This is a genomic window from Halomonas sp. BDJS001, from assembly GCF_026104355.1.
In the GTDB taxonomy this organism is placed as follows: Bacteria; Pseudomonadota; Gammaproteobacteria; order Pseudomonadales; family Halomonadaceae; genus Vreelandella.
This window is the reverse complement of record NZ_CP110535.1, coordinates 2,334,891-2,361,044: the sequence shown is the minus strand read 5'-3', so window position 1 is coordinate 2,361,044 and position 26,154 is coordinate 2,334,891. Positions and strand designations below refer to the sequence as shown.

At 54.6% G+C, this 26,154-nt stretch carries 23 protein-coding genes and 3 tRNA genes; 4 read left to right on the top strand and 22 right to left on the bottom strand.

Going from position 1 to position 26,154, the window contains the following annotated elements; all coding sequences use genetic code 11:
- Positions 1 to 58 precede the first annotated feature (58 nt).
- The 6 genes from ybgC to OM794_RS10810 all read right to left on the bottom strand — a co-directional run bounded on the left by ybgC (position 59) and on the right by OM794_RS10810 (position 5,107).
- On the bottom strand, positions 59 to 475 hold the full coding sequence (gene ybgC, locus OM794_RS10835) for a tol-pal system-associated acyl-CoA thioesterase (protein WP_226249931.1): 417 nt from the start codon (positions 473 to 475) through the stop codon (positions 59 to 61).
- A complete protein-coding gene (gene ruvB / locus OM794_RS10830; RefSeq protein ID WP_211594314.1) occupies positions 472 to 1,509 on the bottom strand; it encodes a Holliday junction branch migration DNA helicase RuvB in 1,038 nt (345 codons plus the stop codon). Before ruvB ends, ybgC begins: the two co-directional genes overlap by 4 nt.
- Positions 1,510 to 1,594: 85 nt before the next feature.
- Complete coding sequence (gene ruvA / locus OM794_RS10825; RefSeq protein ID WP_211594313.1) at positions 1,595 to 2,203, bottom strand: Holliday junction branch migration protein RuvA; 609 nt, start codon at positions 2,201 to 2,203, stop codon at positions 1,595 to 1,597.
- Positions 2,204 to 2,318: 115 nt separating this feature from the next.
- The gene (gene ruvC / locus OM794_RS10820) at positions 2,319 to 2,882 is read right to left on the bottom strand and encodes a crossover junction endodeoxyribonuclease RuvC (protein ID WP_226249930.1); all 564 of its coding nucleotides are present in this window, start codon (positions 2,880 to 2,882) and stop codon (positions 2,319 to 2,321) included.
- 78 nt (positions 2,883 to 2,960) lie between these two features.
- Positions 2,961 to 4,742 (bottom strand): aspartate--tRNA ligase, encoded by a 1,782-nt coding sequence (gene aspS, locus OM794_RS10815; protein ID WP_211594311.1) that lies wholly within the window; start codon positions 4,740 to 4,742, stop codon positions 2,961 to 2,963.
- Positions 4,743 to 4,807: 65 nt separating this feature from the next.
- Entirely contained in the window at positions 4,808 to 5,107 is a 300-nt protein-coding gene (locus tag OM794_RS10810) for an FmdB family zinc ribbon protein (RefSeq protein WP_088701473.1), read from the bottom strand.
- A gap of 280 nt (positions 5,108 to 5,387) precedes the next feature.
- Here OM794_RS10810 and OM794_RS10805 point away from each other — a divergent pair, with 280 nt between their 5' ends.
- Positions 5,388 to 6,329: a D-2-hydroxyacid dehydrogenase gene (locus OM794_RS10805; RefSeq protein WP_226249929.1), complete on the top strand. Its 942-nt coding sequence runs from the start codon at positions 5,388 to 5,390 to the stop codon at positions 6,327 to 6,329.
- A gap of 38 nt (positions 6,330 to 6,367) precedes the next feature.
- On the opposite strand, the gene OM794_RS10800 is transcribed toward OM794_RS10805, so the two are convergent.
- Together OM794_RS10800 and OM794_RS10795 are read right to left on the bottom strand one after the other, a co-directional pair.
- A complete protein-coding gene (locus tag OM794_RS10800) occupies positions 6,368 to 6,643 on the bottom strand; it encodes an acylphosphatase (protein ID WP_211594309.1) in 276 nt (91 codons plus the stop codon).
- A 35-nt stretch (positions 6,644 to 6,678) separates the two neighbouring features.
- The gene (locus tag OM794_RS10795) at positions 6,679 to 7,578 is read right to left on the bottom strand and encodes a YihY/virulence factor BrkB family protein (RefSeq protein WP_211594308.1); all 900 of its coding nucleotides are present in this window, start codon (positions 7,576 to 7,578) and stop codon (positions 6,679 to 6,681) included.
- Between the two features lie 155 nt (positions 7,579 to 7,733).
- Between OM794_RS10795 and OM794_RS10790 the strand changes: the two genes are divergently transcribed.
- Positions 7,734 to 8,828 carry a bifunctional nicotinamide-nucleotide adenylyltransferase/Nudix hydroxylase gene (locus OM794_RS10790; RefSeq protein WP_211594307.1) on the top strand — a complete coding sequence of 365 codons (1,095 nt, stop codon included), beginning with the start codon at positions 7,734 to 7,736 and terminating at the stop codon, positions 8,826 to 8,828.
- A gap of 25 nt (positions 8,829 to 8,853) precedes the next feature.
- Here the strand turns inward: OM794_RS10790 and OM794_RS10785 are convergent, their stop codons facing one another.
- From OM794_RS10785 to OM794_RS10755, 7 genes are all read right to left on the bottom strand, one after another.
- Positions 8,854 to 9,771 (bottom strand): LysR substrate-binding domain-containing protein, encoded by a 918-nt coding sequence (locus OM794_RS10785; RefSeq protein ID WP_009286686.1) that lies wholly within the window; start codon positions 9,769 to 9,771, stop codon positions 8,854 to 8,856.
- A 62-nt stretch (positions 9,772 to 9,833) separates the two neighbouring features.
- The gene (cls, locus tag OM794_RS10780) at positions 9,834 to 11,255 is read right to left on the bottom strand and encodes a cardiolipin synthase (protein ID WP_226249928.1); all 1,422 of its coding nucleotides are present in this window, start codon (positions 11,253 to 11,255) and stop codon (positions 9,834 to 9,836) included.
- A 92-nt stretch (positions 11,256 to 11,347) separates the two neighbouring features.
- A complete protein-coding gene (locus OM794_RS10775; RefSeq protein ID WP_088701480.1) occupies positions 11,348 to 12,853 on the bottom strand; it encodes a fumarate hydratase in 1,506 nt (501 codons plus the stop codon).
- A gap of 191 nt (positions 12,854 to 13,044) precedes the next feature.
- Positions 13,045 to 13,866, bottom strand: a complete 822-nt coding sequence (nei, locus tag OM794_RS10770) for an endonuclease VIII (RefSeq protein ID WP_226249927.1) — start codon at positions 13,864 to 13,866, stop codon at positions 13,045 to 13,047.
- A gap of 4 nt (positions 13,867 to 13,870) precedes the next feature.
- Positions 13,871 to 15,895, bottom strand: a complete 2,025-nt coding sequence (uvrB, locus tag OM794_RS10765; protein ID WP_226249926.1) for an excinuclease ABC subunit UvrB — start codon at positions 15,893 to 15,895, stop codon at positions 13,871 to 13,873.
- A 54-nt stretch (positions 15,896 to 15,949) separates the two neighbouring features.
- Complete coding sequence (locus OM794_RS10760; RefSeq protein ID WP_226249925.1) at positions 15,950 to 16,357, bottom strand: OsmC family protein; 408 nt, start codon at positions 16,355 to 16,357, stop codon at positions 15,950 to 15,952.
- A complete protein-coding gene (locus tag OM794_RS10755; RefSeq protein ID WP_226249924.1) occupies positions 16,357 to 16,554 on the bottom strand; it encodes a hypothetical protein in 198 nt (65 codons plus the stop codon). The genes OM794_RS10760 and OM794_RS10755 overlap by 1 nt, the downstream gene beginning before the upstream one ends.
- Before the next feature lie 178 nt (positions 16,555 to 16,732).
- Between OM794_RS10755 and OM794_RS10750 the strand changes: the two genes are divergently transcribed.
- Positions 16,733 to 17,704: a YgfZ/GcvT domain-containing protein gene (locus OM794_RS10750; RefSeq protein ID WP_226249923.1), complete on the top strand. Its 972-nt coding sequence runs from the start codon at positions 16,733 to 16,735 to the stop codon at positions 17,702 to 17,704.
- An 11-nt stretch (positions 17,705 to 17,715) separates the two neighbouring features.
- Here the strand turns inward: OM794_RS10750 and OM794_RS10745 are convergent, their stop codons facing one another.
- From OM794_RS10745 to OM794_RS10730, 4 genes are all read right to left on the bottom strand, one after another.
- Positions 17,716 to 18,483, bottom strand: coding sequence for a TatD family hydrolase (locus OM794_RS10745; protein WP_226249922.1), 768 nt, complete (start codon positions 18,481 to 18,483; stop codon positions 17,716 to 17,718).
- A gap of 20 nt (positions 18,484 to 18,503) precedes the next feature.
- Entirely contained in the window at positions 18,504 to 20,093 is a 1,590-nt protein-coding gene (locus OM794_RS10740) for a peptide chain release factor 3 (RefSeq protein ID WP_226249921.1), read from the bottom strand.
- Positions 20,094 to 20,331: 238 nt separating this feature from the next.
- The gene (locus tag OM794_RS10735; protein WP_226249920.1) at positions 20,332 to 20,541 is read right to left on the bottom strand and encodes a putative motility protein; all 210 of its coding nucleotides are present in this window, start codon (positions 20,539 to 20,541) and stop codon (positions 20,332 to 20,334) included.
- A 139-nt stretch (positions 20,542 to 20,680) separates the two neighbouring features.
- The gene (locus OM794_RS10730) at positions 20,681 to 21,922 is read right to left on the bottom strand and encodes an NAD(P)/FAD-dependent oxidoreductase (protein WP_226249919.1); all 1,242 of its coding nucleotides are present in this window, start codon (positions 21,920 to 21,922) and stop codon (positions 20,681 to 20,683) included.
- A gap of 311 nt (positions 21,923 to 22,233) precedes the next feature.
- Here OM794_RS10730 and amt point away from each other — a divergent pair, with 311 nt between their 5' ends.
- Positions 22,234 to 25,614, top strand: a complete 3,381-nt coding sequence (gene amt / locus OM794_RS10725; RefSeq protein WP_226249918.1) for an ammonium transporter — start codon at positions 22,234 to 22,236, stop codon at positions 25,612 to 25,614.
- A gap of 128 nt (positions 25,615 to 25,742) precedes the next feature.
- Here amt and OM794_RS10720 read toward each other — a convergent pair.
- The 3 genes from OM794_RS10720 to OM794_RS10710 all read right to left on the bottom strand — a co-directional run bounded on the left by OM794_RS10720 (position 25,743) and on the right by OM794_RS10710 (position 26,079).
- Positions 25,743 to 25,817 (bottom strand) — tRNA-His (locus OM794_RS10720).
- 34 nt (positions 25,818 to 25,851) lie between these two features.
- Positions 25,852 to 25,926 (bottom strand) — tRNA-His (locus OM794_RS10715).
- A gap of 76 nt (positions 25,927 to 26,002) precedes the next feature.
- Positions 26,003 to 26,079, bottom strand: a tRNA-Arg gene (locus OM794_RS10710).
- Positions 26,080 to 26,154 lie beyond the last annotated feature (75 nt).

Sequence of the window (26,154 nt, the reverse complement as noted above, 5' to 3'; positions counted from 1 at the left end):
AGGTGCCCTCATCAATCTATTAGGGTCGGGATTGCCGACGCAGTGAGTGGCCTCTTGGTTAAGAGGCCCGAATCAAAACTTTAAGCGATGCAGGCCATGGCTTTGGCCGTAAACGCTCGCTGCTCAAGCAAGCTATCTCGACTGTGGCAGAGCAAAGGAGTTCCTCTCCACGCCAAACTTGCTGTTCAAACGTCATCCGACAGCGCCCAACATCAGTCACGCGGGCACTAATTTCCAACGCGTCGTCTAGCGAGGCCGGTTTCGCGTAGTGGCAGGCCAAGCGGTATACCACTAGCTGTGTACCTTCGTCTAGCAACGTTTGCTGATTAAGGCCTAACTGGCGAAGCCATTCGCTGCGGGCACGCTCCATAAACTTCAAGTAGTTAACGTAGTAGACAATACCGCCTGCGTCAGTATCTTCCATATAAACGCGCAGCGGCAGGCGATAGCTTTCGCTTAGGCTGTTGCCACTCACGGACGGCGCTCTCCTTCCATATCGGTTGCTTGCTCGTGGGGCACTCGCTCAAAGTGCAGCCACGCCTGGCGGGTCACTACCCGGCCCCGGGGGGTGCGCATCATTAAGCCCTGTTGAATAAGATAGGGTTCAATGACATCTTCGATGGTGTCACGCTCCTCACTAATGGCAGCGGCAAGTGAGTCAATGCCCACTGGCCCACCGTCAAACTTATCGATCATGGCCAACAGTAGCCGCCGATCCATATGATCCAAGCCGTGGTGATCCACGTTGAGCATATTGAGCGCCGCATCGGCCATGGCGACATCGACCATGCCGTTACCTTTCATTTCGGCGTAATCCCGCACCCGGCGCAGCAATCGATTGGCAATTCGCGGCGTGCCCCTTGAGCGCCTGGCGACTTCAATGGCACCATCATGGCTGGTTTCAACGCCTAATAGGCGCGCCGAACGCGAGACGATTTCCGTCAGCTCTTCAAGATTATAAAACTCCAGCCGTTGAACGATACCAAACCGATCACGCAATGGGGAGGTCAATAGCCCTGCCCGGGTCGTGGCCCCTACCAGCGTAAAGCGTGGGAGATCCAGCTTGATCGAGCGCGCCGCTGGCCCTTCCCCTATCATGATATCGAGCTGGAAATCCTCCATCGCCGGATAGAGCACTTCCTCTACCACCGGCGAGAGGCGATGAATTTCATCGATAAAAAGTACATCGCCAGGCTCTAAGTTGGTCAGCATGGCGGCTAAATCGCCGGCACGTTCAAGCACAGGGCCGGAAGTCGACTTCATCCCGACGCCCATCTCGGTGGCAATAATATGCGCAAGGGTCGTTTTACCTAGCCCTGGGGGGCCAAATACCAGAGTGTGATCCAGGCTCTCTTCACGCAGCCGGGCGGCGCCGATAAAGATTTCCAGTTGTTCACGCACGCGCGGCTGGCCAATATAATCATCCAGCCGCTTGGGGCGAATAGCGTAGTCAATGCGCCCCTCCCCCTGTTCAGGCTCAGCGGCGATCAGCCGATCGTGTTCTAACATAGATGCTCTTCTTTATGGCGGTTCAAAAAGGACTATTCACAAAGGTCTATCCGCTACCCGTAATTTCTTATTTATTCCGCTCGGCTTAGCCACTCATGCGCTGGGTGAGCGCGGCTTTAATCAGCGCTTCGGTAGACTGATTGGGATCGATATCGGCGAGCATTTTCGACGCCTCAGTCAGTTTATACCCCAAGCTGACTAACGCAGCTTCCGCATCGGCAAGATTATTGCGGGCAGAGGCACGACCATTGGTTGATTCGAGGGGAAGTAGCGCGTTGCTGCCATCTTCCCACTCGGGGAAACGGTCACGCATTTCAATTATCAGCCGCTCAGCGGTTTTCTTACCCACCCCTGGCAGCGTTGTCAGCGCTTTGCTGTCGTCATCGCGCACGCAACGCATAAAGGCATCTTCATCCATACCCGACAGTATGGCGAGTGCTAGCTTGGGCCCGACACCATTGACCTTGATCAAGGCACGAAACAGCGCACGCTCGTGCTCCCGGCCAAACCCATACAGTAGGTGGGCATCATCACGAATGGTTAGATGAGTGAATAACGAAACGCTCTCGTTCAGCGCAGGAAGCGCGACCAGCGTATTCATTGAGGTTTCCAGCTCATAACCTACACCGTGAACATCGATCATAATCCAGGGAGGTTGCTTTGCCACTAGCTGGCCACTCAGACGTCCAATCATAAATTTGCTCGCACCGGGGTGAAAAAAGTGAAAAACAGTAGAGTCAAAAACAGAGGGTTACTATAAAGCGACTCTGTACAGGTGACCAGTAGTTCAGCCACCGGTACAGGGGGAATTAAAGCCGCCAGCGTCCGGTTGAGCGGCGGCGGCCCCGAGATGGCGCGGCGGGCAAGCCATGGCTGCTAAACACAGCACCGTTATAAGCATGGGTTAACGCAATGGCTAACGCGTCGGCGGCGTCAGCTTGGGGAGTGGCAGAGAGCTGCAGAATAGCGGTCACCATATGCTGCACCTGCTCTTTATCCGCGCCGCCCTGGCCAGTTACCGCCTGCTTTATCTGCCGCGCAGCGTACTCGGCGAGGCTCAAACCATGGTTAGCCATACACACCAGTGCGACTCCCCTCGCCTGCCCCAGTTTGAGCGCAGAATCGGGATTCTTGGCCATAAATACCCGCTCAATGGCGACTTGAGAGGGACGATGTAAACCGACGACTTCGCTTAGACCGGCGTAGATTTGCGCTAAGCGCTGCTCTAAGGCCCCTTCTGCAGTGCGAATACAGCCACTTGCCACATAGCAAGGTTTAACCCCGACCACATCGATCACCCCATAGCCAGTCACCCGAGAGCCGGGATCAATGCCCAGTATGCGGATTGGCAGGGCCGACGGTGTTGGATCCATAGCCTCAATGCTCATGTCAGCGTTTTATACAAAAACACCGACGCCGTGGCGTCGGTGTTAGGCAGCGAATCAACCGTCTTATTCGGCGGCTGTTTCCGCTTTGACTTTCTGACGAAGACGGATGTTCAAATCTTTCAACTGCTCGGGGCTGACTTCGCCCGGTGCGTTAGTCATCAAACAGGCAGCGCTTTGGGTTTTCGGGAAGGCGATCACTTCACGAATCGTTTTAGCACCGACCATCAGCATGACCAGACGATCCAGGCCAAAGGCCAAGCCACCATGGGGTGGCGCGCCGTACTGCAGCGCGTCAAGCAGGAAGCCAAACTTCTCTTGGGCCTCTTCTTCACCGATGCCCAGGATCTCAAACACCGTGCTCTGCATGGTTTGGTCGTGAATACGAATAGAACCACCGCCTAATTCGGTACCGTTGAGCACCATATCATAAGCACGCGAAAGCGCACTTGCCGGGTCTGCCTTCAGCTCTTCCGGTGTGCAGGAGGGTGCGGTGAAGGGGTGGTGAAGCGGGCTTAGGCGACCATTGTCGTCGGCTTCAAACATCGGGAAGTCGACCACCCATAGCGGCGCCCACTCCTGGGTGTAGAGCTCCAGGTCGGCGCCTAGCTTAACGCGCAGCGCGCCAATGGCTTCGTTGACGATACGTGCTTTATCGGCGCCGAAGAAGATAATGTCACCATCTTCTGCACCCACGCGGTCGAGCAGCTCTTCAACGATGTTTTCCATAAACTTAACGATCGGCGATTGCAGACCCTCAAGCCCTTTAGCACGCTCGTTGACCTTGATCCACGCCAAGCCTTTGGCACCGTAGATGCCGACAAACTTGGTGTACTCGTCGATCTCTTTACGCGACAACTTGGCACCGCCGGGCACTTTCAGCGCTGCGACGCGACCATCATCAGCGCTGGCAGGACCAGAGAAGACCTTGAAGTCGACTTGTTGCATCAGGTCGTCCACGTCGGTCAGTTCCAGCGGGATACGCAAATCCGGCTTATCGGAACCGAAACGATCCATCGCTTCCTGCCAGGTCATGCGCGGAAATTCCGGCAATTCTACTTTAAGCACTTCCTGGAACAGTTGACGAATCATGGCTTCGGTAATACCCATGATGTCGCTCTCTTCCACAAACGACGCCTCGATATCAATCTGAGTGAACTCAGGCTGACGGTCGGCGCGTAGGTCTTCATCGCGGAAGCACTTGGCAATTTGGTAGTAGCGATCAAACCCCGCCACCATCAACAGCTGTTTAAATAGCTGAGGCGACTGGGGCAACGCGAAGAAACTCCCCGCGTGGGTACGGCTAGGCACCAGATAATCGCGGGCACCTTCAGGCGTAGCACGGGTAAGTACAGGCGTTTCGATATCCAGGAAGCCCTGGTTTTCGAGATACGCTCGTACAGTGTGCGAAATACGCGAGCGCAAACGCAGCTTCTCGATCATATCCGGGCGACGCAGGTCGATATAGCGATGCTTTAAGCGCACTTCTTCGCCGACTTTACCATGCTCATCCAACTGGAATGGCGGAGTAACGGCGGTATTGAGCACTTCAACCTCTTTTGCCAATACCTCAATCATGCCCGTTGGCATATTGGGATTTTGGGTGCCCTCTGGACGCAGCCGAACGCGACCGGTGATACGCAGGACAAATTCACTGCGGGCACGGTCGGCATTCGCGAACGCCTCGGCGGTATCAGGGTCGACCACAAACTGCGCGATGCCGTCGCGATCGCGCATATCAAGGAAAATTACCCCACCGTGATCACGGCGGCGATGAACCCATCCGCATACCGTAACCGTTTGATCCACCAAAGTTTCGTTTAGCTGGCCGCAATAATGGCTGCGCATGTCAAATCCTGTTCTGTTTCGTGGCAATGAGTGTGTCGCGGGCGTCCCGACCCTGACTACCGCGGCTATGCCGCGGCGCCCTTGTCTTTGGGAGTAGCGCTCTTAGCGGTAGCGCTGGAATCACTTGATTTACCGGCATCTGCAGAGGCAGTTTTGCCATCAGCGACCAGGTTCTTTTTGCTACCCGTTTTGAAATCGGTTTCGTACCAACCGCCGCCGGCCAAGCGGAAACCCGCTGCCGAGACTAGCCTTTCCAAGCCATCGCTTTGGCATGCGGGGCAATCCTTGAGAGGATCAGCGCTAATTTTCTGCAATTTCTCCATGCGATGGCCGCAGGCCTTGCACTCATATTCATAGATGGGCATCTTAAAGACTCCTAATAAGCTTAACCCTGACAAGCTCAGTGCTGAAATACTCAGTTCTAATGACTCAGTTTTACCAGACCCAGCGCTGAATGACTCAGCTCTACCAGGCCCAGTTCTGAAAAGAAAGAACAGTAGCGAACACAAACGCTGCCAGTCTGCAATATGTGGCCAGTCGGGATAAATTCCAAGGCTGCGGTTGATAAAGCGTCGCCATTATACCCTTTTGTGCCCCCTGACGAGCAAGGTTATACAACCCCCTGCAGTTAATGGAGAGAAGAAAATGCCCAATGCGGTGATACTGGATGCGGAAAGCCTAGGCCCTGAGATCAACTTGACCGCCATTAAAGAGACGGTTTCGAACCTTGAAGTGTTTGAGCAAAGCACGACTCAACAAGCACGGGAACGACTTGCCAACGCAGATATCGCGATCGTCAACAAGGTAGTACTGGACGCTGAGACACTCCAGCAACTGCCTAAACTGCAACTCATATGTGTATTGGCGACAGGCCTTAATAATATCGATCTTGAGGCCGCTAAAGAGCAAAACATTGAGGTTAAGAACGTTGCCGCTTATGGCACAGCCAGCGTTTCTCAACACACCTTGATGCTAATGCTCGCATTAGCCAATCGACTTCCTCTCTATCAACGTGACGTCGCCGCAGGCGAGTGGCAGCGCAGCGCCTTCTTCTGCTTGCAGGACTACCCGACGCTACAGCTCTCCGGCAAACAGCTAGTGATGGTCGGCCAAGGTGAGCTGGGCTCTGAAGTCGCCCGCTTGGCCGAGGCCTTTGGCATGCACGTTACCTTTGCCGCACGCCCCGGCAATGAGGCGAATGATAAGCGCCCTGCTCTGGATGAGCTGCTACCGGAGGCTGATGTTATCAGCCTGCACTGCCCGTTGAGCGAGGCCACTAAGCACTTGATCAACCGAGAGCGCTTAGCGCGCGCCAAAACCTCGCTGCTATTGATCAACTGCGCCCGTGGCGGGGTTATCGATGAAGTGGCCGCGTTAGCGGCGTTGCGCAGTGGCAAGTTGGGGGGATTGGGCGTTGATGTTTTGCCCGCCGAGCCGCCCAAAGACGGCCACCCACTGCTGGATGCACTCAGCGAGCCGCTTAACTTGATTGTGACGCCTCACAATGCCTGGATCACGCCGGAAGCACGACAGAATATTGTTAGCCTAACGGCTAACAATATCCTTGAATGGAAAGGCGCTAATTAGAATGCTGGTCGACTCTAACCAGCGGTTCCTAGCAAGCTTTACTGGGTAGCAAAGTGGCTCGGGGCGCGGCAACTCTCCAGCACCTCGAGCTCCACATGGGTTACCTGTGCACCTTCCGAGCCTTGCCATAGCCATTCACTCAGCTGCTTGACTGCGTCGGAGTGACCGCACATCAATACCTCAACTCGGCCATCGGGCAAATTTTTGGCGTATCCGGTGAGGCTATGTTGAAGCGCTTTCTCTTGGGTCGCACGGCGGTACCAGACACCCTGCACCTTGCCAGTGACAAGAGCACGTACGCAGCAATCGCTCATATACACCTCCCTACTTTTCGCTTGTAAGTGTAGTGTTAAACAAACTCGCGTTTGACAATGACGGCACTATTGCGCGGTATCAACGGGCGGCCACGACGCAGTAGCAGTGAGCGGGTGAACGCCGCCCCAAACAACAGTATTAATGAACTGTAGTAGACCCATAGCAGAATCATAACCACCGACCCGGCGGCGCCATAGGTGGATGCTGTTGCCGTATATGCCAGGTAAATGGCAATCACACTGCGTCCAATGGTAAACAGCACGGCCGTCACCACAGCACCAATCAATACATCCTGCCAGCGCAACACAACATCGGGTAGTACTTTAAAAATGGTGGCAAATAGCAAGGTGACAACCCCCAGCGAAACCAGCGATTCAATCGATGTTGTTAATAAGCTGGCATAAGGCACCAGATTATCGGCGGCCTGAAGCATACCGCGCAATACGACACCCAATACCAGCGACACCAGCAGTATAAAACCGATGGAGAGAACCACCGTTAACGATAGCAACCGATTTTTAATAAACACCAACACACTGTTAGAGGTCGGCTTTGCCGTTATGCCCCAAATGGTATTGAGAGAAAACTGCATCTGGGCAAAAACGGTTGTTGCACCAATTAACAGGGCACCTACGCCCAATAGGGTTGGTAGGATACCCGACTCCTCAATCCTCGACTGAGCGACAGCGTCTTGAATAGCGATAGCGGCGTCAATCCCTAAGGTACCTTGCAGTTGCGCTACGATTTGCCCCTGAGCCGCCTCTTCTCCCATCACAACACCAATAACAGTGACAGCGATAATAATAGTGGGAGCCAAGGAGAAAAGCGTATAAAACGCTAGTGATCCCGCGTAGCTAAAAGCATTTCGCTCCAACCATAGTGACGTGGCGTCTTGCACTACTTTCCACCAGAAGATAGCGGCGCGTTTAATCATATTCACTCCCTGTGTGCTGGTTGCCGTTGCTAGGTATGGGGCGTTTTCTAAACGTTATCAATATCCTACTTTTCTAGCATACCTAACCACAGCGTTTAGCGCAGTTTTCTGGTAGGTTGCATCTCTGAGTTCACCAAACGAAAAAGGAAGCTTGGATGGCCACTGACACTCCGCACCCCGCGACTGCCTGCGACTTCGACTGTTTGGTGTTTATTGGTCGTTTTCAGCCACCGCACCTGGGGCATCTGGCCGTTATTAGGGAAGCGCTTAAGCGTGCGAGGCAGGTCATCGTGCTGGTTGGTTCCTCTTGGCAGGCCCGCTCACTGCGTAATCCCTGGCGATTCGATGAGCGTCAAGCCATGCTGCGGGCAGGGTTTGATGACGCGGATAATCAACGTCTGGAAATTACCCCGTTACTCGATGCTCTCTATAATGACGACGTTTGGGTGCGAGACGTGCAGCGCAAGGTGCGCGACCTGGCTACGCCTGCCAATGCCCGCCTTCCCCGTATTGGCTTGATCGGAGCCAGCCGCGGCCAATCCAGCTACTACCTTTCACTATTTCCCCAGTGGGAGTCAGTCAGCGTGCCGTCGGTGGAGGGTATTTCAGCCAGTCAGATCCGCGAGCGCCTGTTTCGCTCCCCCAGTTCGACGGATGATTACCTGAGCACTGGCGCTTACCACGATTTACCGCCGGGCGTGGTGGAGAGTGTGAAGCACTTTTGTCATGGGCGTGCCTATCAGCAACTGTTGGAAGAGCAACAGTTACTGGATCAGTATCGCCAAGCCTGGGCCCACGCGCCCTACCCGCCTATTTTTGTCACGGTCAATGCGGTGGTCGTACAGTCGGGCCATGTGCTGTTGGTAAGACGCACGGCGGCACCGGGCAAAGGCCTTTATGCCCTGCCGGGGGGATTTATTAACCCCCACGAACGGTTGCTAGATGCTTGCTTGCGTGAACTTCGCGAGCGTATACGTTTAAAGGTTCCTGAGCCCGTGCTCAAAGGCTCACTGCGCGGCCAGCGGCTATTTGATGAACCCCATCGCAGTTGGCGCGGACGTACCCTGGCGGAAGCTTTCTACTTTGCGCTACGCCCTGATCAGCAGTTACCACGCCTAAAACCTGTCAAAGGCGGCGATCATGCGCGCTGGGTAGCGCTTGCCGACCTTGAACCCGACAGCCTGTTCGAAGATCACTTTTTTATTATTCAGAACTTCCTGGGGCTTCCCGCCGATTTTGGCAGTGGATAGATTTCTACAATTCACAATTCACCCATTAGGCCTGAAGGAAATCCCGCGGCAGCTTCATCATCTGCCGCCATAAACGCTCCACGCCGGGCTTATGCACCATGGAGCAGCGGTATAAGCGAATTTCCAGGGGAATATCCCAGCTTGGGTCACCGGCCCTCACCAATCGGCCGCTTTTTAGCTCCTCGCGAATACAGAAATCAGGTATCCACGCCACGCCAACGCCCTGTAATACCATCCCCTTTAGGCCTTCGGCCATGGCCGTTTCATAGACCGTACGCAGCTTCATACGTAATGGATCATTCTTCAGCAGCATGCGCACACTGCGGCCCAAGAAAGCTCCCTGTGTATAGGAGAGATAGGGAATGGAGGTGTCGTGCTGGAGTGAAAACTTAGCTTTCCCATGCTCGTCTGGCAACGAAACGGGCAGCATATTGACCTTACCAATCGAAAAAGAGGGAAACACCTCGGCATCCAGCTGCATCGTTGCAAAGGGGTCGTAATATGCCAGCATCAAATCGCAATTCCCCTCCCGCAGCACATGAATCGCTTCGCCCACATTCATGGCGACCAAGCGGGTCGGCAACTCACCCAAGCCCTGCTGCAGGCGGGAAATCCAAGGCGGATAAAAACTCAGTGCCAGCGAGTGCGCGGCAACAATATCCAGCGCCTCATTGGCGATGGAAAGTCCCCGTAAATGACTAAGCGACTCGTTTAACTGTTCGACCAGATTGCGGGCAGTGACCAAAAAAAGCTGCCCTTCTGGCGTTAACCCAACGGGGGTAGTCGAGCGATCCACCAGGGTGACATCAACGGCCTGCTCCAATGCCCGGATACGGCGACTGAAGGCTGGTTGGGTTACATGTCGCTGGCGTGCTGACGCAGAGAAGCTACGCGTGTTGGCCAGCGCGACAAAATCTTCCAGCCATTTTGTTTCGAGATTCACCCCATGACTCCTTGTCTCACTCTACTTTCACGCATATTTGTTTTCCTTCTAGGCTGACGTATCTATTGAACCGGGGCCATTAAATAGGCCGCACGCGAGACGACTTTCATCCACACCGGACGCTGATTGATTTCATCGATGGTGACACGCCTGCAGTGGGCAAAGTCTTTCTCCAGCATTACCTCAACGCTGGCCGCAAAATCACGGCTAGGAATAAAGGCAGTAATCTCAAAATTTAACCTAAAAGAGCGGTTATCCAAATTGACGGTGCCCACCGTGGCTGCATGGCTATCTACGAGCATGACTTTTTGATGTAAAAACCCAGGAAGATAACGGTATATTTTTACACCTGCTCTCAACATATCGGGTAGGAATGAGAACGCCGAGAGGAAAACTAACAAGTGGTCTGGTCGCTCTGGAATCATTACCCGCACGTCGACACCGCGCATTGCCGCAAGGCGCAGCGCGTCCTGAACTCCCTGGTCGGGAACAAAATAGGGGCTGGTTACCCACAGCCGCTGCTTTGCGCTATGGATTACCTGTTGAACAAGCAGGCTGGCTGTGTCCTGGCGATCAGCGGGCCCCGAGGGCACAATCACCACGTGATGATCAATCGTGGCAGCAACGGTATTTGCTATCCAGTTCAAGCTAATCACTTCATCAGTGGCCCAGTGCCAATCCTCCCAAAAGGCTTCCTGCAAACCCAGCACGCTAGGCCCTTCAAGCTTGAGGTGGGTATCCCGCCATGCTCCATGGCGTGGGTTCTCCCCCAGATACTCGACTCCAACATTGAAGCCCCCTACCCAACCCTCTTTGCCATCGATGACGGTTACTTTGCGATGGTTGCGGAAGTTAAGCTGAAAACGGTGTTTAAGGCCTCGCGATGAGCGAAAGGCACTCACGGCCACTCCATCGCTGATCAAATCATTGAGGTAGCTATCCGCCAGTTTACGGCTACCCACCTCATCGTAGAGAAAATAGACCCGTACACCGCGCTGAGCAGCGCGCTGCAAATGCTGTTTCAGGCGTTGGCCAAGCGTATCGTTGCGGACAATAAAAAACTGTACCAAAACATACTGTTCAGCGTGCTCAATGCCATCAAACAGGCTTTCAAAGGTTGCAGGCCCGTCAATCAGCAGTGTCGCCTGGTTGCCATGGGTAAGCGGCATCATGGCGAGCTGCTCAACCGCCTGAATATCCGCATTTGGAGAGGACGCAACGTAGGGCTGCACATTTTCCCGGTAGCGTACCAACACCCGCCGTAGCACGGTGTCCCGCTGGCCACGGGCGGATACATAGCCATAGAATCGCGGCCGCCCGAAAAACCAGTAAGCGGGCAGCGCAATATAGGGGAACGTCAGCAGCGATATGATCCACGCCACAGCCCCCTGAGAGGTACGGCTGGACATCAGCGCCATAATGGCCGAAACGATGCCCATCACGTGTATCAATAAGATGCCAGTCCCTAGCAACCAGGAGGTCATAGCAGCGTCCTTATAAAGCCCTCATAAAGAACAAGGCCTCGCCGTCAGCGAGGCCCTTATGCGCTTAAAGCCTAATCAACCTTACCACTCCATTACGCCGTCTGGGCAATAATCTCTTTCCACTTCGCAGGCCCGGTTTGATGCACCGAGGTGCCCAGGCTATCAACCGCTACTGTCACCGGCATGTCTTCAACCTCAAATTCGTAGATGGCTTCCATGCCTAAATCTTCGAAGCCCACTACTCGCGATTTTTTAATCGCTTGGGCGACCAGGTAAGCCGAGCCGCCTACCGCCATTAAGTAGACCGCCTCATTGTCACGGATAGCATCGATAGCGGCTTGGCCACGCTCTGCCTTGCCGACCATACCTAACAGGCCAGTCTCTTCCAGCATCGTGCGGGTAAATTTATCCATCCGCGTGGCGGTGGTTGGGCCAGCAGGTCCAACAACTTCATCACCGATGGGATCAACCGGGCCGACGTAGTAGATAAAGCGACCTTTCATATCCACGGGCAGCGGCTCGCCTTTGGCCAGCATGTCTACCATGCGCTTATGGGCAGCATCGCGGCCTGTGAGCAATTTACCGTTCAACAGCAGCGTATCGCCAGGCTGCCAGGTTTTGACTTCAGCAGGTGTTACGGTATCAAGGTTAACGCGTTTGACGTTCTCACCCGCCTCGCGGGTAATTTCCGGCCAATCCTCAAGCTTGGGCGGTTCAAGTACCGCGGGGCCAGAGCCATCCAGCGTGAAATGAGCATGGCGGGTTGCCGCACAGTTGGGAATAATTGCTACGGGCTTGTTGGCCGCATGGGTTGGATAGTCTTTGACTTTAATATCCAGCACAGTGGTTAAGCCGCCTAACCCCTGGGCACCGATACCGCTCTTGTTGACCTTATCAAACAGCTCTAAGCGTAGCTCTTCGGCACGGTTGCTTGGCCCGCGAGCCTGTAGATCCTGAATATCGATGGGATCGAGTAACGCCTCTTTGGCAATTAGCATGGCCTTTTCAGCGGTACCGCCAATACCGATCCCCAGCATACCGGGGGGACACCAGCCAGCGCCCATCTTCGGCAACTGCTCCATCACCCAATCAACCACGCTGTCAGAGGGGTTGAGCATGGCAAACTTGGATTTTGCCTCGCTACCGCCGCCCTTCGCAGCCACGTGAATATCGACACGATCACCGGGCACGATTGAATGGTGAATAATCGCTGGGGTGTTGTCTTTGGTGTTGGCTCGCTTGCCGTCAGGATCCGCCAGCACCGACGCACGCAGAATGTTATCGGGCAGCAGGTAAGCGCGACGAACACCTTCATTGATCATGTCGTCCAGGCTCATGTCCGCTTCCCAGGTAACGTTCATGCCCACGTGAACGAACACGGTAACGATACCGGTATCCTGGCAAATCGGGCGGTGCCCGGTGGCGCACATACGGGAGTTGATCAAAATCTGAGCGATGGCATCTTTGGCGGCGGGGTTCTCTTCGCGCTCGTAGGCGGCGGCCATGGCGTCAATAAAATCTTTTGGATGGTAGTAAGAGATGTACTGCAGAGCATCGGCAACGCTTTGAATAACGTCGTCCTGGCGAATCACGGTCATGGAGTAATAGCTCCTAGGTTATCGTCTAGTCAGCGGCTCTCTTCCGCACCGGCGGAGGTGCCGTCTTAGCGTAACGCCAGTATACCGTATTGATCCTCCTCCGGCAGCACTCCTCAACGGGATGACTGACTAGTTCAAAAAGGCTTGATGTAGCCCATACTTTTAGACAAGATAACGGTATAAAAAGCTACTCACGCTGATTGGCAGTTTGGGCATAGATAGAGCCGTCGCGACCCGACCATTTTGCGCTCGATCACGGATCCGCAACGATGGCACTCCAGACCTGCCCGCTCGAAAACGGCAAAGCGCCACTGTCTGCGTGGTTCACCCGCTGCTTTGGCCTGGGCAATCCAGGCCTCCCGATTGGTAACGCCAGCGGTTTGGTAGGCTTGTCGGGTAACGCTAATGATGCAATCAGCCAGCGTTTTATGCTGTTCGGGACTTAAATCCACCGGGCGGACATTCGGTGGCAGCTGGGCATAAAACAGGATTTCAGAGCGCAAATAATTACCCAACCCTGCCACCAACCCCTGATCGAGCAGCAGTGCGCCCAGGCTGCGTTTATGAAACTGCTTTAAATTGAGCCGCTGCTGCACATCGGATGGCGCCATTTCCTGGCTCAACAGATCCGGGCCCAGGCGGGCTAAGAAAGGGTGCTGAGTGAGATTTTCTGCGTGCCAGAGGGAAATATCGGAGGCACTATAGAGACTTGCGCAGCGCCCTTCTGCACTCAATCGAACCCGCAGCGCTCGCTTGGTGTGTGGTGGGTTATCCTCGCTGTGCAGCTTCCAAATCCCATAGAGCTGATTGTGGGAGTAAAGCACGCGCTGATCGGAGAACCGGATTAGCATCGCTTTGCCTCTGGTATCTACCCGGGAAACCCGCGTACCGATCAATGACGCCGCCTGCTCGGCAAGCTCAGGAAAGGCGAACCAGGCATCGTCGATCATCCGTCCGCCTATCTGCTGCTCAATGCGATCTGCCGCGCGGCGGATTTCTGGGCCTTCCGGCATACCGCTAGCCCAGCGCCAGCTGTTTTTCTTTCATTTGATGGAGCTGATCGCGAAGCCGCGCCGCCTCTTCAAACTCCAGGTTTTGCGCTGCTTCAAACATGGCGTCTTCGAGTTTGCTAATGGCCCCCAGCAGATCTTGCTTGCTCATGGTGGTGACATCGTACTCGGCAGCGCTCTCCGCCACTTTACGCTCGTTGTCACGTCGACGACTGCTCTTCTTACCTGGTGCCTGGGCGGCTTCAAGTATATCGGCCACCGAGCGTGTCACGGTGGTTGGCGTAATGCCATGCTTCTCGTTATGAGCGGTCTGCTTGGCGCGGCGTCGCTCGGTCTCATCAATCGCCCTGCGCATCGAGTCAGTAATCCGATCACCGTAGAGAATCGCCTTACCATGGGCGTTACGGGCCGCGCGGCCAATGGTCTGGATCAGCGAGCGCTCCGCACGCAGAAAGCCCTCTTTGTCCGCATCCAGAATCGCCACCAGCGACACCTCGGGAATATCCAGGCCTTCGCGCAGCAGGTTGATACCTACCAACACATCAAACTTGCCCAGCCGCAGATCACGAATAATCTCCACCCGCTCGACGGTGTCGATATCCGAGTGTAAGTAGCGAACCCGAATGCCGTGCTCATCAAAATATTCGGTCAGGTCTTCCGCCATACGTTTGGTTAGCGTGGTTACCAGCACCCGCTCGCCAACGGCGGTGCGCAAACCAATTTCCGAAAGCAGATCATCAACCTGGGTGCTGGCTGGCCGCACTTCAATTTCGGGATCCAATAGCCCGGTGGGACGTACCACCTGCTCAACGGTCTGGCTGGCATGTTCGTCTTCGTAGCGACCGGGGGTGGCGGAGACAAAGATGGTTTGCGGAGAAATGGCCTCCCACTCTTCAAACTTCATGGGCCGGTTATCCAGCGCAGAGGGCAGCCGGAAGCCATACTCGACCAGGGTCTCTTTACGCGAGCGATCGCCTTTATACATGCCGCCTACCTGGGGCACGCTGACGTGAGACTCGTCGATAAACAGCAACGCGTCATCGGGCAGATAGTCGAAGAACGTCGGCGGCGGCTCTCCGGGGGCCCGCCCAGAGAGGTAGCGGGAGTAGTTTTCGATACCGTTGCAGTAACCCAACTCCAGCATCATCTCAATATCGTAAAGGGTGCGCTGCTCAAGGCGCTGTGCCTCCACCAATCGTTCATGCTTGCGCATCCACTCCAGACGCTCTTTCAGCTCCTCTTTAATCGCATCAATGGCGCCCAAAATCGTTTCCCGCGGGGTCACGTAGTGAGATTTGGGGTAGATGGTCATCCGCGGCACTTCACCGTGAACGGCACCAGTGAGCGGATCAAACAGGCGAATGGTGTCGATTTCGCTGTCGAACAGCTCCACCCGCACCGCCTCCTCGTCAGAGTCGGCGGGGAAGATATCGATCACATCACCACGCACCCGGTAGGTGCCGCGACGAAAATCCATATCATTGCGGGTGTACTGAAGTTCGGCCAAGCGGCGCAGGAAAGCGCGCTGATCAATGAGCTCGCCGCGGGTAAAGTGCAAACGCATTTTCAGGTACTGGTCAGGATCACCCAAGCCATAAATCGCCGACACCGATACCACGATCAACGCGTCGCGGCGCTCCAGCAGTGCCTTGGTGGCGGAGAGGCGCATCTGCTCAATATGGTCGTTTATTGAGGCATCCTTCTCGATAAAGGTATCTGAAGAAGGTACATAGGCTTCTGGTTGATAGTAGTCGTAGTAGGAAACGAAGTACTCTACGGCGTTATCCGGGAAAAACGCTTTGAATTCGCCGTACAGCTGGGCCGCTAATGTTTTGTTTGGCGCCATCACAATGGTGGGACGCTGCTGCTGCTCCACCACGTTGGCCATAGTGAAGGTTTTGCCCGACCCAGTGACCCCCAGCAGGGTTTGATGGGCAAGCCCTGATTCCAGGCCACTGATCAGCCCCTTGATGGCGGCCGGCTGGTCGCCAGCTGGCTGAAATTTTGACTGCAATCGAAAGGCTTTGCTCATCGGTGCTCCTGAAGAGAAGAGAAATCAAACCCAATAAAACCAGACCCAACAAAACTAGCTAAGCCGAGTAGCGATCTCGACCGTTGACTGAGTCATCAATCGCTGAATGGGGCAACGATGACTGATATCTTCCAGCCTGGCGCGCTGCTCGGGGTCATCGATACCGTGCAGCGTCAATACCACGTCCAGCTTGTAGATACCCTTTTTTTCCTGGCTATCATCGCGCTGTACAGTGACGGTAATCCCCTCTAGCGGCCACTCTTTGCGCTTGGCATACATCTGTACGGTGATCGCTTTGCAGGTGCCCAAGGCAATATCAAAATAGTCGTGAGGATCAGGGGCACTGCCCTCGCCACCAACGATAGGAGGCACGTCGCCATAGAGAGACTCCAGGCCATCGACTTCGACACGCTGCCGAAAGAGATGGTTGCGCTCACTAATCACGGTAATGGGAGGGTGCATTAGGATACCTTTACGCCTAATTTGAGTTTTTCAATGGCATTAATCAGCGCCTCGCGCTTTACCCGACCATCGACATCGGCGCCATGCCGACCCACTTCGGCGCTATCAACGCCGTCAAGCATCATCAGCGCCGTGGTAATTTTGTTGACCTGGTCAACCGATTTAACACCTTGAAATGTTAGCGACTGCTGCGCCATGACGTTTCCCTGCCTGTTGAGCTGTGCAAAACTGATACAGAAGAAAGAGTCTAGCACGCTAAGGGTGCCTTGCAATCAGCACCCACCGCCCACACTTTATAGGCACAAAAGATACGCTTTACTCGTTTAGAGTGAATAGATCACTACTGAACGCTTTGCCACTTTTTCAGGAGGTTTTATGGCGACCGTTACCGCTAGCACCCCGGCCCTTGGCAGCGTCCGCCTTAACCACTTGGCCGCGCTGGATGTGAAGGGTGCGGATGCAGAGAAGTTCCTTCAGGGCCAGACCAGCGCTCAGGTAAGCTTGGCCGATGGGCACTTTGCCCCGCTCACCTGCTTTTGTACACCGAAGGGCCGCATGCTGGCCAACGCTCAGTTGATGCGCTTGGGCGAAGAGCATTTCCGGCTGCTGCTAAGCAGCACCCTATTGGATAGCTTAGCCAACCATCTGAAGAAATTCGCCGCTTTTTACAAGGTTGAACTGGTTTCACTGCCCGATCTTACCGTGATTGGCACAAGCGAAGGCGCCTCATCGCTTGCGAACCAGTTGGGTCTGACGCTACCTGACAAGGTGGGCACCCACACCCACAACGCGGAAGCCTGCGTACTTCGCTACCCTGGTGAGACACCGCGTTGGCTATTATGTTTCGAGGATGACGCCAATATTGATATAGCGCCGGCCCAGAATGATCAGGCAGACCGCAATGCCTGGCAGCTTGAAGATATCCGTAGCGGCCTGGCGTGGTTATCCGATGCCCAGCAGGATCATTTCCTGCCCCAGATGCTTAACTGGGAGGCGCTGGGTGGCATTAGCTTTAAAAAGGGCTGCTATACCGGCCAGGAGGTCGTCGCCCGGGCGCATTTCCGTGGTCAGGTGAAAAAGCGTTTGATGCGCCTCAGTGTAGAATCTGCATCGCTGCCAGAAGTGGGTGCCAGCGTGGTTAATGGCGACGATAAAGCGGTCGGCGAAGTGGTAGTCAGTGCGCTTAACCAACAAGGCGGCGTTGAAACGCTGGCGGTCATGAGCACCAAAGTCGCCGAAGAAACGATGCAGCTCTATTTAGCTGGGGCGCCAGCCACCCTTCTGCCACTGCCCTATACAATCGAGCGCGTTGACCCGGAACAGCTGGCGGTTAGCCTTAACGGCTAAGTCTAGCGTAGTTAAGTACAGGAGAAGCCAAATAGCGTCGCGGCGGTATCACTGCTCTGTGCCGCAACCTGCTCCACTGTTTGTCCGCGCAGTTTAGCCACAGCACTGCATACCTCGGCTACTCGCCGCGGCTCGTTCCGCATTCCCTGGTAGCCGCTAAGCGGCATATCAGGGCTGTCGGTTTCCAACACAAAGGCATCGTCAGGCAGCGCCTCAACGGTTCGCCGTAACCGCTTGGCGCGCTCGTAGGTGACAGCGCCGCCCAACCCCAGTTTGAACCCCTGGTCGAGAAACTTGTTCGCTTGCTCAAGGGAGCCTGAGAAGGCGTGAATCAACCCCGCTTCGGGAAGCGCAAGCTGGCGAAGGCGCTTAGCGACCTTGTCATTGGCGTGGACGCAGTGAATCACCACTGGGAGTGCATGCTGTTTGGCCAATCTTAGCTGGGCATCAAAGTAGTGCCACTGCGCTTCAAGGGTGTCGGTAAAACGACCATCAATACCGCACTCACCCACGGCGACAACCTCAGGGTGCTCACCGAGCAGAGAATCAAGCGCGTTAATATCCGAGGCTTGATGCTCATCGACAAAATAAGGGTGTAAACCCAGGCATACCGAAGTATCCGCCCGCTCGCCCAGCGCCAGCACCTGCTGCCAGCGGGCACGGGTAGTGCCCGGCACCACAAAGTGCGCCACACCCACTGCCTTGGCACTCTCAAACACCTCTGCTCGATCCTGATCAAACTGGGTAAAATCGAGATGACAGTGGGCATCAACCAGCATGGGACTACTACCTATACATGTTAGTGCTCGCGGGTCGGCTGGAAGCGAATATCCGGCCAGCGCTCCTGGGTCATCTGCAGGTTAACCCGGGTAGGCGCGATATAGGTGAGGTAACCACCGCCATCGATCGCCAGGTTGGCGCTGGCTTTACGCTTAAACTCTTCCAATTTTTTGGCATCTTCACAGTAGACCCAGCGCGCGGTCTGTACATTAACCCCTTCGTACAAGCAGTCGACCTTGTACTCCTCTTTCAAGCGGTGGGCGACCACATCGAACTGCAGGGTACCTACGGCGCCAAGAATCAGGTCGTTGTTATCCATCGGCATAAAGACCTGGGTAGCGCCCTCTTCGGAAAGCTGCTGCAAGCCTTTTTGTAGCGCCTTCATCTTCAGCGGGTCTTTCAGCCGCACGCGCTTAAAGAGTTCAGGCGCAAAGTGCGGTATGCCGGTAAAGCGCATATCTTCGCCCACGGTAAAGGTATCGCCGATCTGAATCGTGCCGTGATTGTGCAGACCAATAATATCGCCAGGCCAGGCCTCTTCCACCTGGGAGCGGTCAGAGGCCATAAAGGTCAAGGCGTCGGCAATTTTAACGTCCTTACCAATACGCACATGGCGCATCTTCATGTTCTTTTCGTACTTACCCGAGCAGACCCGCAAAAAAGCGATGCGGTCACGGTGATTGGGATCCATATTGGCCTGGATTTTAAACACGAAGCCGGTGAAGCGCTCATCATCAGATGTGACTACCCGCGTATCGGTTTCGTGGGCCTGAGGCGGCGGCGCGTACTCGACAAAACCGTCAAGCATTTCACGCACACCAAAGTTACCCATGGCGGTACCGAAATAGACCGGTGAAAGCTCCCCCCTCCGGTAAGCATCCAGATCAAACTCATGGGAGGCACCGCGCACCAGCTCGACTTCCATGCGCAGCTCTTCGGCCTGCTCTTCTCCAAGCACAGCATCCACTTCGGGACTGTGTAAGCCCTCTATGCGCTTGTCCTCAGGAATACGGCTCCCCTGCCCCTGGGTATACAGATGAATCACGTCGTTATAGAGGTGGTAAACACCTTTGAAGTGGCGACCCATACCGATCGGCCAGGTCATCGGCGCACATTGAATGTTTAAGACGGTCTCGACTTCATCCATCACCTCAATGGGGTCGCGGATATCGCGATCCATTTTGTTGATAAAGGTGAGAATCGGCGTGGTGCGCAGACGACACACTTCCATCAATTTAATGGTGCGATCCTCAACACCTTTGGCGCCGTCGATCACCATCAAGGCAGAATCGACCGCCGTGAGCGTGCGGTAGGTATCTTCAGAGAAGTCTTCGTGGCCGGGGGTATCCAGCAGGTTGACAATGCGTCCACCATAGGGAAACTGCATCACCGAGGTCGTCACCGAAATCCCTCGCTCCTGCTCCATCTTCATCCAGTCTGACGTTGCGTGGCGATCGTTACGTTTGCTCTTCACCGAGCCGGCTAACTGGATAGCATTCCCAAATAGCAGCATCTTTTCAGTAATGGTCGTTTTACCGGCGTCGGGGTGCGAAATAATCGCAAAGGTGCGCCTAAGCCCAGCTTCATGGGCTAGCTGTGTCTCTTTCATTGTGCCTCTTCAACTATAGGGTCTCAGCGCAGCATTCAATCAGCAGCTTTCGCTAATTAGCCACCGCGCAGTGAGCAATGTTCATTGGCGCAATTGTAACGCCTGGAGGCAGCTGTTGTCGCGGGTGGCAGCAAACGTAACGCCCTTGTAAAAGACCAAAAAAAACGCTGAGCAAGTCAGCGTTTTTTCGTACTAACGGTCATAACCGTTGCCAGTCAACCATTAAGGGTACTGGGCTCTAGGCGTAGGTATTAACCTGCGTACCCACATTACCCTCTTTGGCCAAATCCGGTTCAGCGCCTGTGTCCGCTGAAGCCATGATTTCGGTCACTTGCTGCGCCTGAGTATCTAGCGCTTCTTTAAACACCTGCATTTGTGCCTGCTCAGGAGTTTGCGCTTGGTTCATATAAAGCGACGCGCTAACTGAACTGCTGATGCCTACATCCATAGTCCCACCTCATGGTGTGCAAATGTACTTTCAAACTAGCAAAGCATTAGATCACGCGCAAAGATATCGTTCACTATTACTTACCAGCCTCTACTACTATCGGCTTAATTCACCTGAGCATTAATCAATCTAGCATTAGCTAGAACCTGTCCGCACGAAATGGCGCCATATCGATGGTGGTAGGCTGCCCCTCCATCATTTCCGCCAGCAGATAACCGGTTGCCGGCCCTAAGGTAAAGCCCTGATGACCATGACCAAAGGCAAGCCATAGCCCGGGATGCCTGGGCGCAGGCCCAATCACCGGCTTCATATCCGGCAAACAGGGTCTTGCACCTTTCCAAGGCGCTGCATCGCGGCGTTCGCCAAGCGGGAACACGCCACGCGCGACCTTCTCGGCAGCGCCTAATTGATTGACATCAGCGGGTGCATCCAGGCGATCCAACTCCGCGCCGGTGGTCAGACGAATACCTGCGTTCATCGGCGCTAATAAATAGCCAACCTCTGCATCCATGACCCAGAAATTTAGCTTAGCGGGCGCTTGAGGTGCGTAGTGCATGTGGTAGCCACGTTTTACAAAAGTAGGAAAGTGATAGCCTAATTCTTTAAGCCAGCTTCCCGCCCAGGGCCCTAGCGCCACGACGACGTTATCTACTTCTAACGCTTCAGCAGCGGTATTGACCTGCCAGCGGTCACCCACTTGTTGAACCGACTTGATATCCGACTGCAAAATACGCCCGCCGTCTTTACTAAACGCTTGGGCATAAGCCGCGACCAACCCACCTGGGTCAGCAACCGTCCAGGGGTCAAGCCAGTGAATCGCACCGATAATGGTGTCACTTAACGAAGGCTCTTTCTCCTCAAGCGCAGCCCTATCCAGTTGCGCAAACTCTACGCCATAAAGGCGCCGCGCCTCTTCGGCTTCTTTAACCCGCGCGGCCAGTTTTTCCGGAGTGCGGTAAAGCTCAAGCCAACCCTGGCGGCGCACCAAATGATCCGCGCCCGCGGCATCAATCATCGGGCCGTGAGTTTTCAGCGAAAGCTGAATAAGCGAAGCGTATTCCGGCACAATTTTTTGGTAAGCCTTTGGCGCTGAGTTCATCCAGTAGCGCAATAGCGGTGAGGCGGCGTTGACCATGCCCGCCGGACGATAGCGAATATCCACCCGGCGGTTAGGTAAAACGCTGAGTAGCGTCTTCACGTCGCGGGGAAAGAGGTAAGGCCTAACCGCTTCACGTTGAATAATACCCGCATTGCCAAACGAGGTTTCACGGCCAGGCTGAAGGCGATCCACCAGGGTGACCTCATGTCCCCGCTGGCGCAGATGCCAGGCAATGCTGACACCCACCATGCCTGCTCCCAAAACTACGGTTTGACGCGCCATTTTGATGCACTCCATTTCACAGATTTAGCCCCCAATTGAAGATCGATAACTATTTGAAAAATATCACCAATTCATTCGCATTTATATAGTCGTAAACGCTATTTTTATAGCAATAAACAGCAATTAATACTGCTATAAGCGTTAAAAACGATGACTTCACTATTAGCGGCATAACAATTGCTTAGTTTCTATTAGGAAACCTTAATGGCATTCAGCTAGCGCCGCTGTAACGGTTTCTTCTCCTACCGCGCAAAACCCATAAAGCACCAAAAAGAAGCGCATCCGCACCAAAAGTTGCAAAGGAAAACATCATGCCTGCCACGCTAGATTTGCATAGCTCGCTGCTCGACACACTTTGGGTACTGTGGGCCGCTGCTCTGGTATTTGTGATGCAAGCTGGCTTTCTTTGCCTGGAAGCAGGCACTACGCGTACCAAGAACGCCATCAACGTCGCTATGAAAAACGTAGCGGACTTTGCCATTGCCGTCAGTGTTTTCTGGTTCGTCGGTTTTGGCATCATGTTTGGCGACTCTTACCAGAGCTTAGTCGGTTCGACACTGTTTGGCTGGCAGTTGGAAGCGTCCAGCAGTTGGGTGATTACCGTTTTTATTTTCCAAGCCATGTTCTGCGCCACTTCAGCGACCATTGTGTCCGGTGCGGTGGCGGAACGTATGCCTTTTTTAGCCTACACCTGGACGGCCCTCTGGATAGCCTTACTCATCTACCCGGTTTTTGGCCACTGGGCGTGGGGCGGGCTGTTAGGCGGTGCAGAGGGCTGGCTCGGTTCGCTCGGGTTTATCGACTTTGCAGGCTCGACGGTCGTGCATAGCGTGGGTGGCTGGGTGGCGCTGGCTGCCGTACTCTGTATTGGCTCACGCACTGGGCGCTTCACCCACGGCAAACCACCCACCGTTTTTCCCTCTGGCAACCTTCCTCTCGCTATGCTCGGCGCGCTGTTTATGATTTTAGGCTGGTTTGGTTTTAACGGCGGCAGCACCCTGGCGGTTACCGAGCAAATACCCGGCATAATAGCCAATACTGTTTTGGGCGCCGTTGGCGGCATTCTTTCGGGCATGCTAATGGGACTAAGAACGCGACGCTACGCCGACGTGATGTATGCGATTAATGGCGCCATTGCGGGCTTGGTTGCTGTCACTGCCAGCGCTCATGTGATCTCTTTATCGGCGGCATTTGGGCTAGGCGCGGTTGGCGGCGTACTGATGGTGCTGACCAGCGAATGGCTGCTAAGTAAGCATATCGATGATGCGGTCAGCGCCATTCCTTCGCACCTTGTCGCAGGCGTCTGGGGTACGCTCGCTTTGCCCTGGGTGGCCGACCTCTCGCTGCTGGAGAGCGGCTTGTCCCGATCGGCTCAGTTTGGCGTACAGTTGGTCGGCGTTGTGGTGTGTGGTATTTGGAGCTTTGGCAGCGCCTGGCTGCTGTTCCGCGTTACCCGGCGTTTCCTGCCTATACGCGTCTCACCTGAGGCAGAAAAGATGGGCCTCAATCTCGCTGAACATGGCGCCAACAACGAGCTAAACCAACTACTTGAGCATATGCGCCAGCATGAACGTCAGGGCGATATGCGCCAGCGGATCGAGGCCGATCCGTTTACCGAAGTGGGCGAAATAGCCGCAAGCTATAATCGTGTCACCGCCGCCCTGGAGCGCGCCGTGGGGCATACCCGCGTGATGCTGCGCAACCTTCGCGATGGGGTCATCACCTGGCAGGCAGACGGCACTTTAACAAGCCTGAATCCTGGCGCGGAGCAGCTCTTTGAAGTCAACGCCGAACAGCTTATTGGTCAACCTGTCTCAACGCTACTACCCGCCCGCTCCTTAGCGCCTGGCGCACGTCATGAAATTAAGCGACGCAATGCAGATATGCAGGTGCGCTACCTGGAAATACAAGTCAGCGAAGGGGCTAGCGGCTCTGTGTCAGAACGCTCTGGAATGGTACGAGACATCACCGAACGCAAACAGCTCCAAGAGCAGTTAAACCGCGAACGCGACCTTGCCCGCACTACCCTGGCATCCATCGGTGATGGTGTTATTACCTGTGACGCCAGTGGCAACGTCACCTTTATCAATGCGGAAGCCAAACGCCTAACCGGGTGGGCACTTGAGGAGGCCCTGGATAAACCCATTTCCCTGGTGTATCAACTACTCGAGGAAGCTAGCAAAGAGCCGCTAAGCAACCCAGCCCGACAAGTGCTCACTCAGCTAACCCCAGTGCACTCCACCGAACACTGCCTGCTGGTGAACCGTGATCACACCCATACCCCCATCCAGCACAGCGCTTCGCCAATACGTTCGCGTAGCGGCATTACCTTAGGCGCAGTGGTTGTTTTTCAGGATGTGAGCCTAACCCGCCAACTCACCGAACAGCTCAGCTATCAGGTCAGCCACGACAGCCTAACCGATCTGCTCAATCGCCGCGCCTTCGAATCAGCACTGACTGCGCTACTCAATCGCGACGAGGGTTACCATGTGCTGTGCTACCTGGATCTCGATCAGTTCAAAATCGTCAATGATACCTGCGGTCATCTAGCGGGAGATGAGCTGCTGCGCCAAGTGGCGTTAAAGCTCAAAGACCATGTGCGCAGTAGCGATATTGCCGCCCGCCTGGGTGGCGATGAATTCGCCTTGTTGCTACCCGATTGCGGTATAGAGCGAGCATTGTCCATTGCGGAAGCGCTACGTTGTGATATCGAACAGTACCGTTTTGCCTGGCAGGGGCACACCTTTGGTATCGGCGTGAGCATTGGCCTGGTTGAACTGAACACTGCTCAGCCAATGCAGTTGAGCCAGGCACTCCACGCCTCTGACGCGGCCTGCTACGCCGCCAAAGAGGCTGGCCGCAATCGCATCCACTGTTACCAGCCTAACGACCACTCATTACTGGAGAAACATGGTGAACTTCAGTGGGTACAACGCCTGCAAAATGGCTTGGATAACGACACTTTCCGCCTTTACGCTCAACCTATTGTAGCCGTTTGTGCCGATAGCCCTGGCTACCGGGAAATTCTGCTCCGACTTGAGGAGCGGGCAGAGATCATCGCGCCTGGCAGTTTCCTGCCCGCCGCAGAGCGCTATCACTTCATGGTACGCATAGACCGCTGGGTTATTCGTAACACGCTAGCCTGGCTGGGGGATCAAAACCGCTACGCGACTCTACCGCCACACAGCTTGTGGGGAATCAACCTATCTGGAGAGTCGCTATCTGATGCTGACTTCTGCCAGGATCTTATTGCTCAAGTCGCCATGGCAGGCCTACCCCACGGCACGCTCTGTTTTGAAATTACTGAAAGCACCGCCATTGCCCAACTTTCTAGAGTTGGCGAATTAATTGTCACCCTCAAAGAGTACGGCTGCCGCTTTGCACTGGATGACTTTGGCACCGGACTCTCCTCTTTTAGCTACTTGAAGCAGTTACCGGTCGATTATTTAAAAATTGACGGCCACTTTATCCGCAATGTGGATCAGGATCCGATTGACCGAGCGATGGTCGAGGCCATTCATGCTGTCGGCAAGGCGCTTGGCATTGCCACCATTGCTGAATTCGTGGAACAGCAGACCACGCTGGATACGTTGCGGCACATGGGCATTGACTACGCACAAGGTTATTTACTTGGCAGGCCTGAACCGCTCACTCATATGTCAGGCCATCGCATTAAGGTGATGCCACGCTAGCCAGCTATGGAAATTCCTAAATGCCGAAAACGCAAAAAAACCCGGCTAAGGGCAGCATCTTTATCGACAGAGAAGTAACTAAAAAAGTAGTAACTAGAACAGGAAGGAAATGCAATATGCGGGGGTAATGGGGTGGATGATGGGACTTGAACCCACGACCACCGGAGTCACAATCCGGGGCTCTACCACTGAGCTACACCCACCACAACCTAAAACTGGAAACGCAAATATTGTCACTGGGGTGGATGATGGGATTTGAACCCACGACCACCGGAGTCACAATCCGGGGCTCTACCCCTGAGCTACACCCACCAAAGACAATCTTACGTAAAACAAATAGCAAGTGCTTGAAGATAGGATTCTGACAGGTTGTTACCACTGAATTAGGTGGCACGCCCAGCAGGAATCGAACCCGCAACCTACGGCTTAGAAGGCCGTTGCTCTATCCGGTTGAGCTATGGGCGCACATAGAGTATTCATAACAAACGAATACTGATGAGCACTAGACCACAACTGCAGCTTGGAAAAGCAAACTACCAC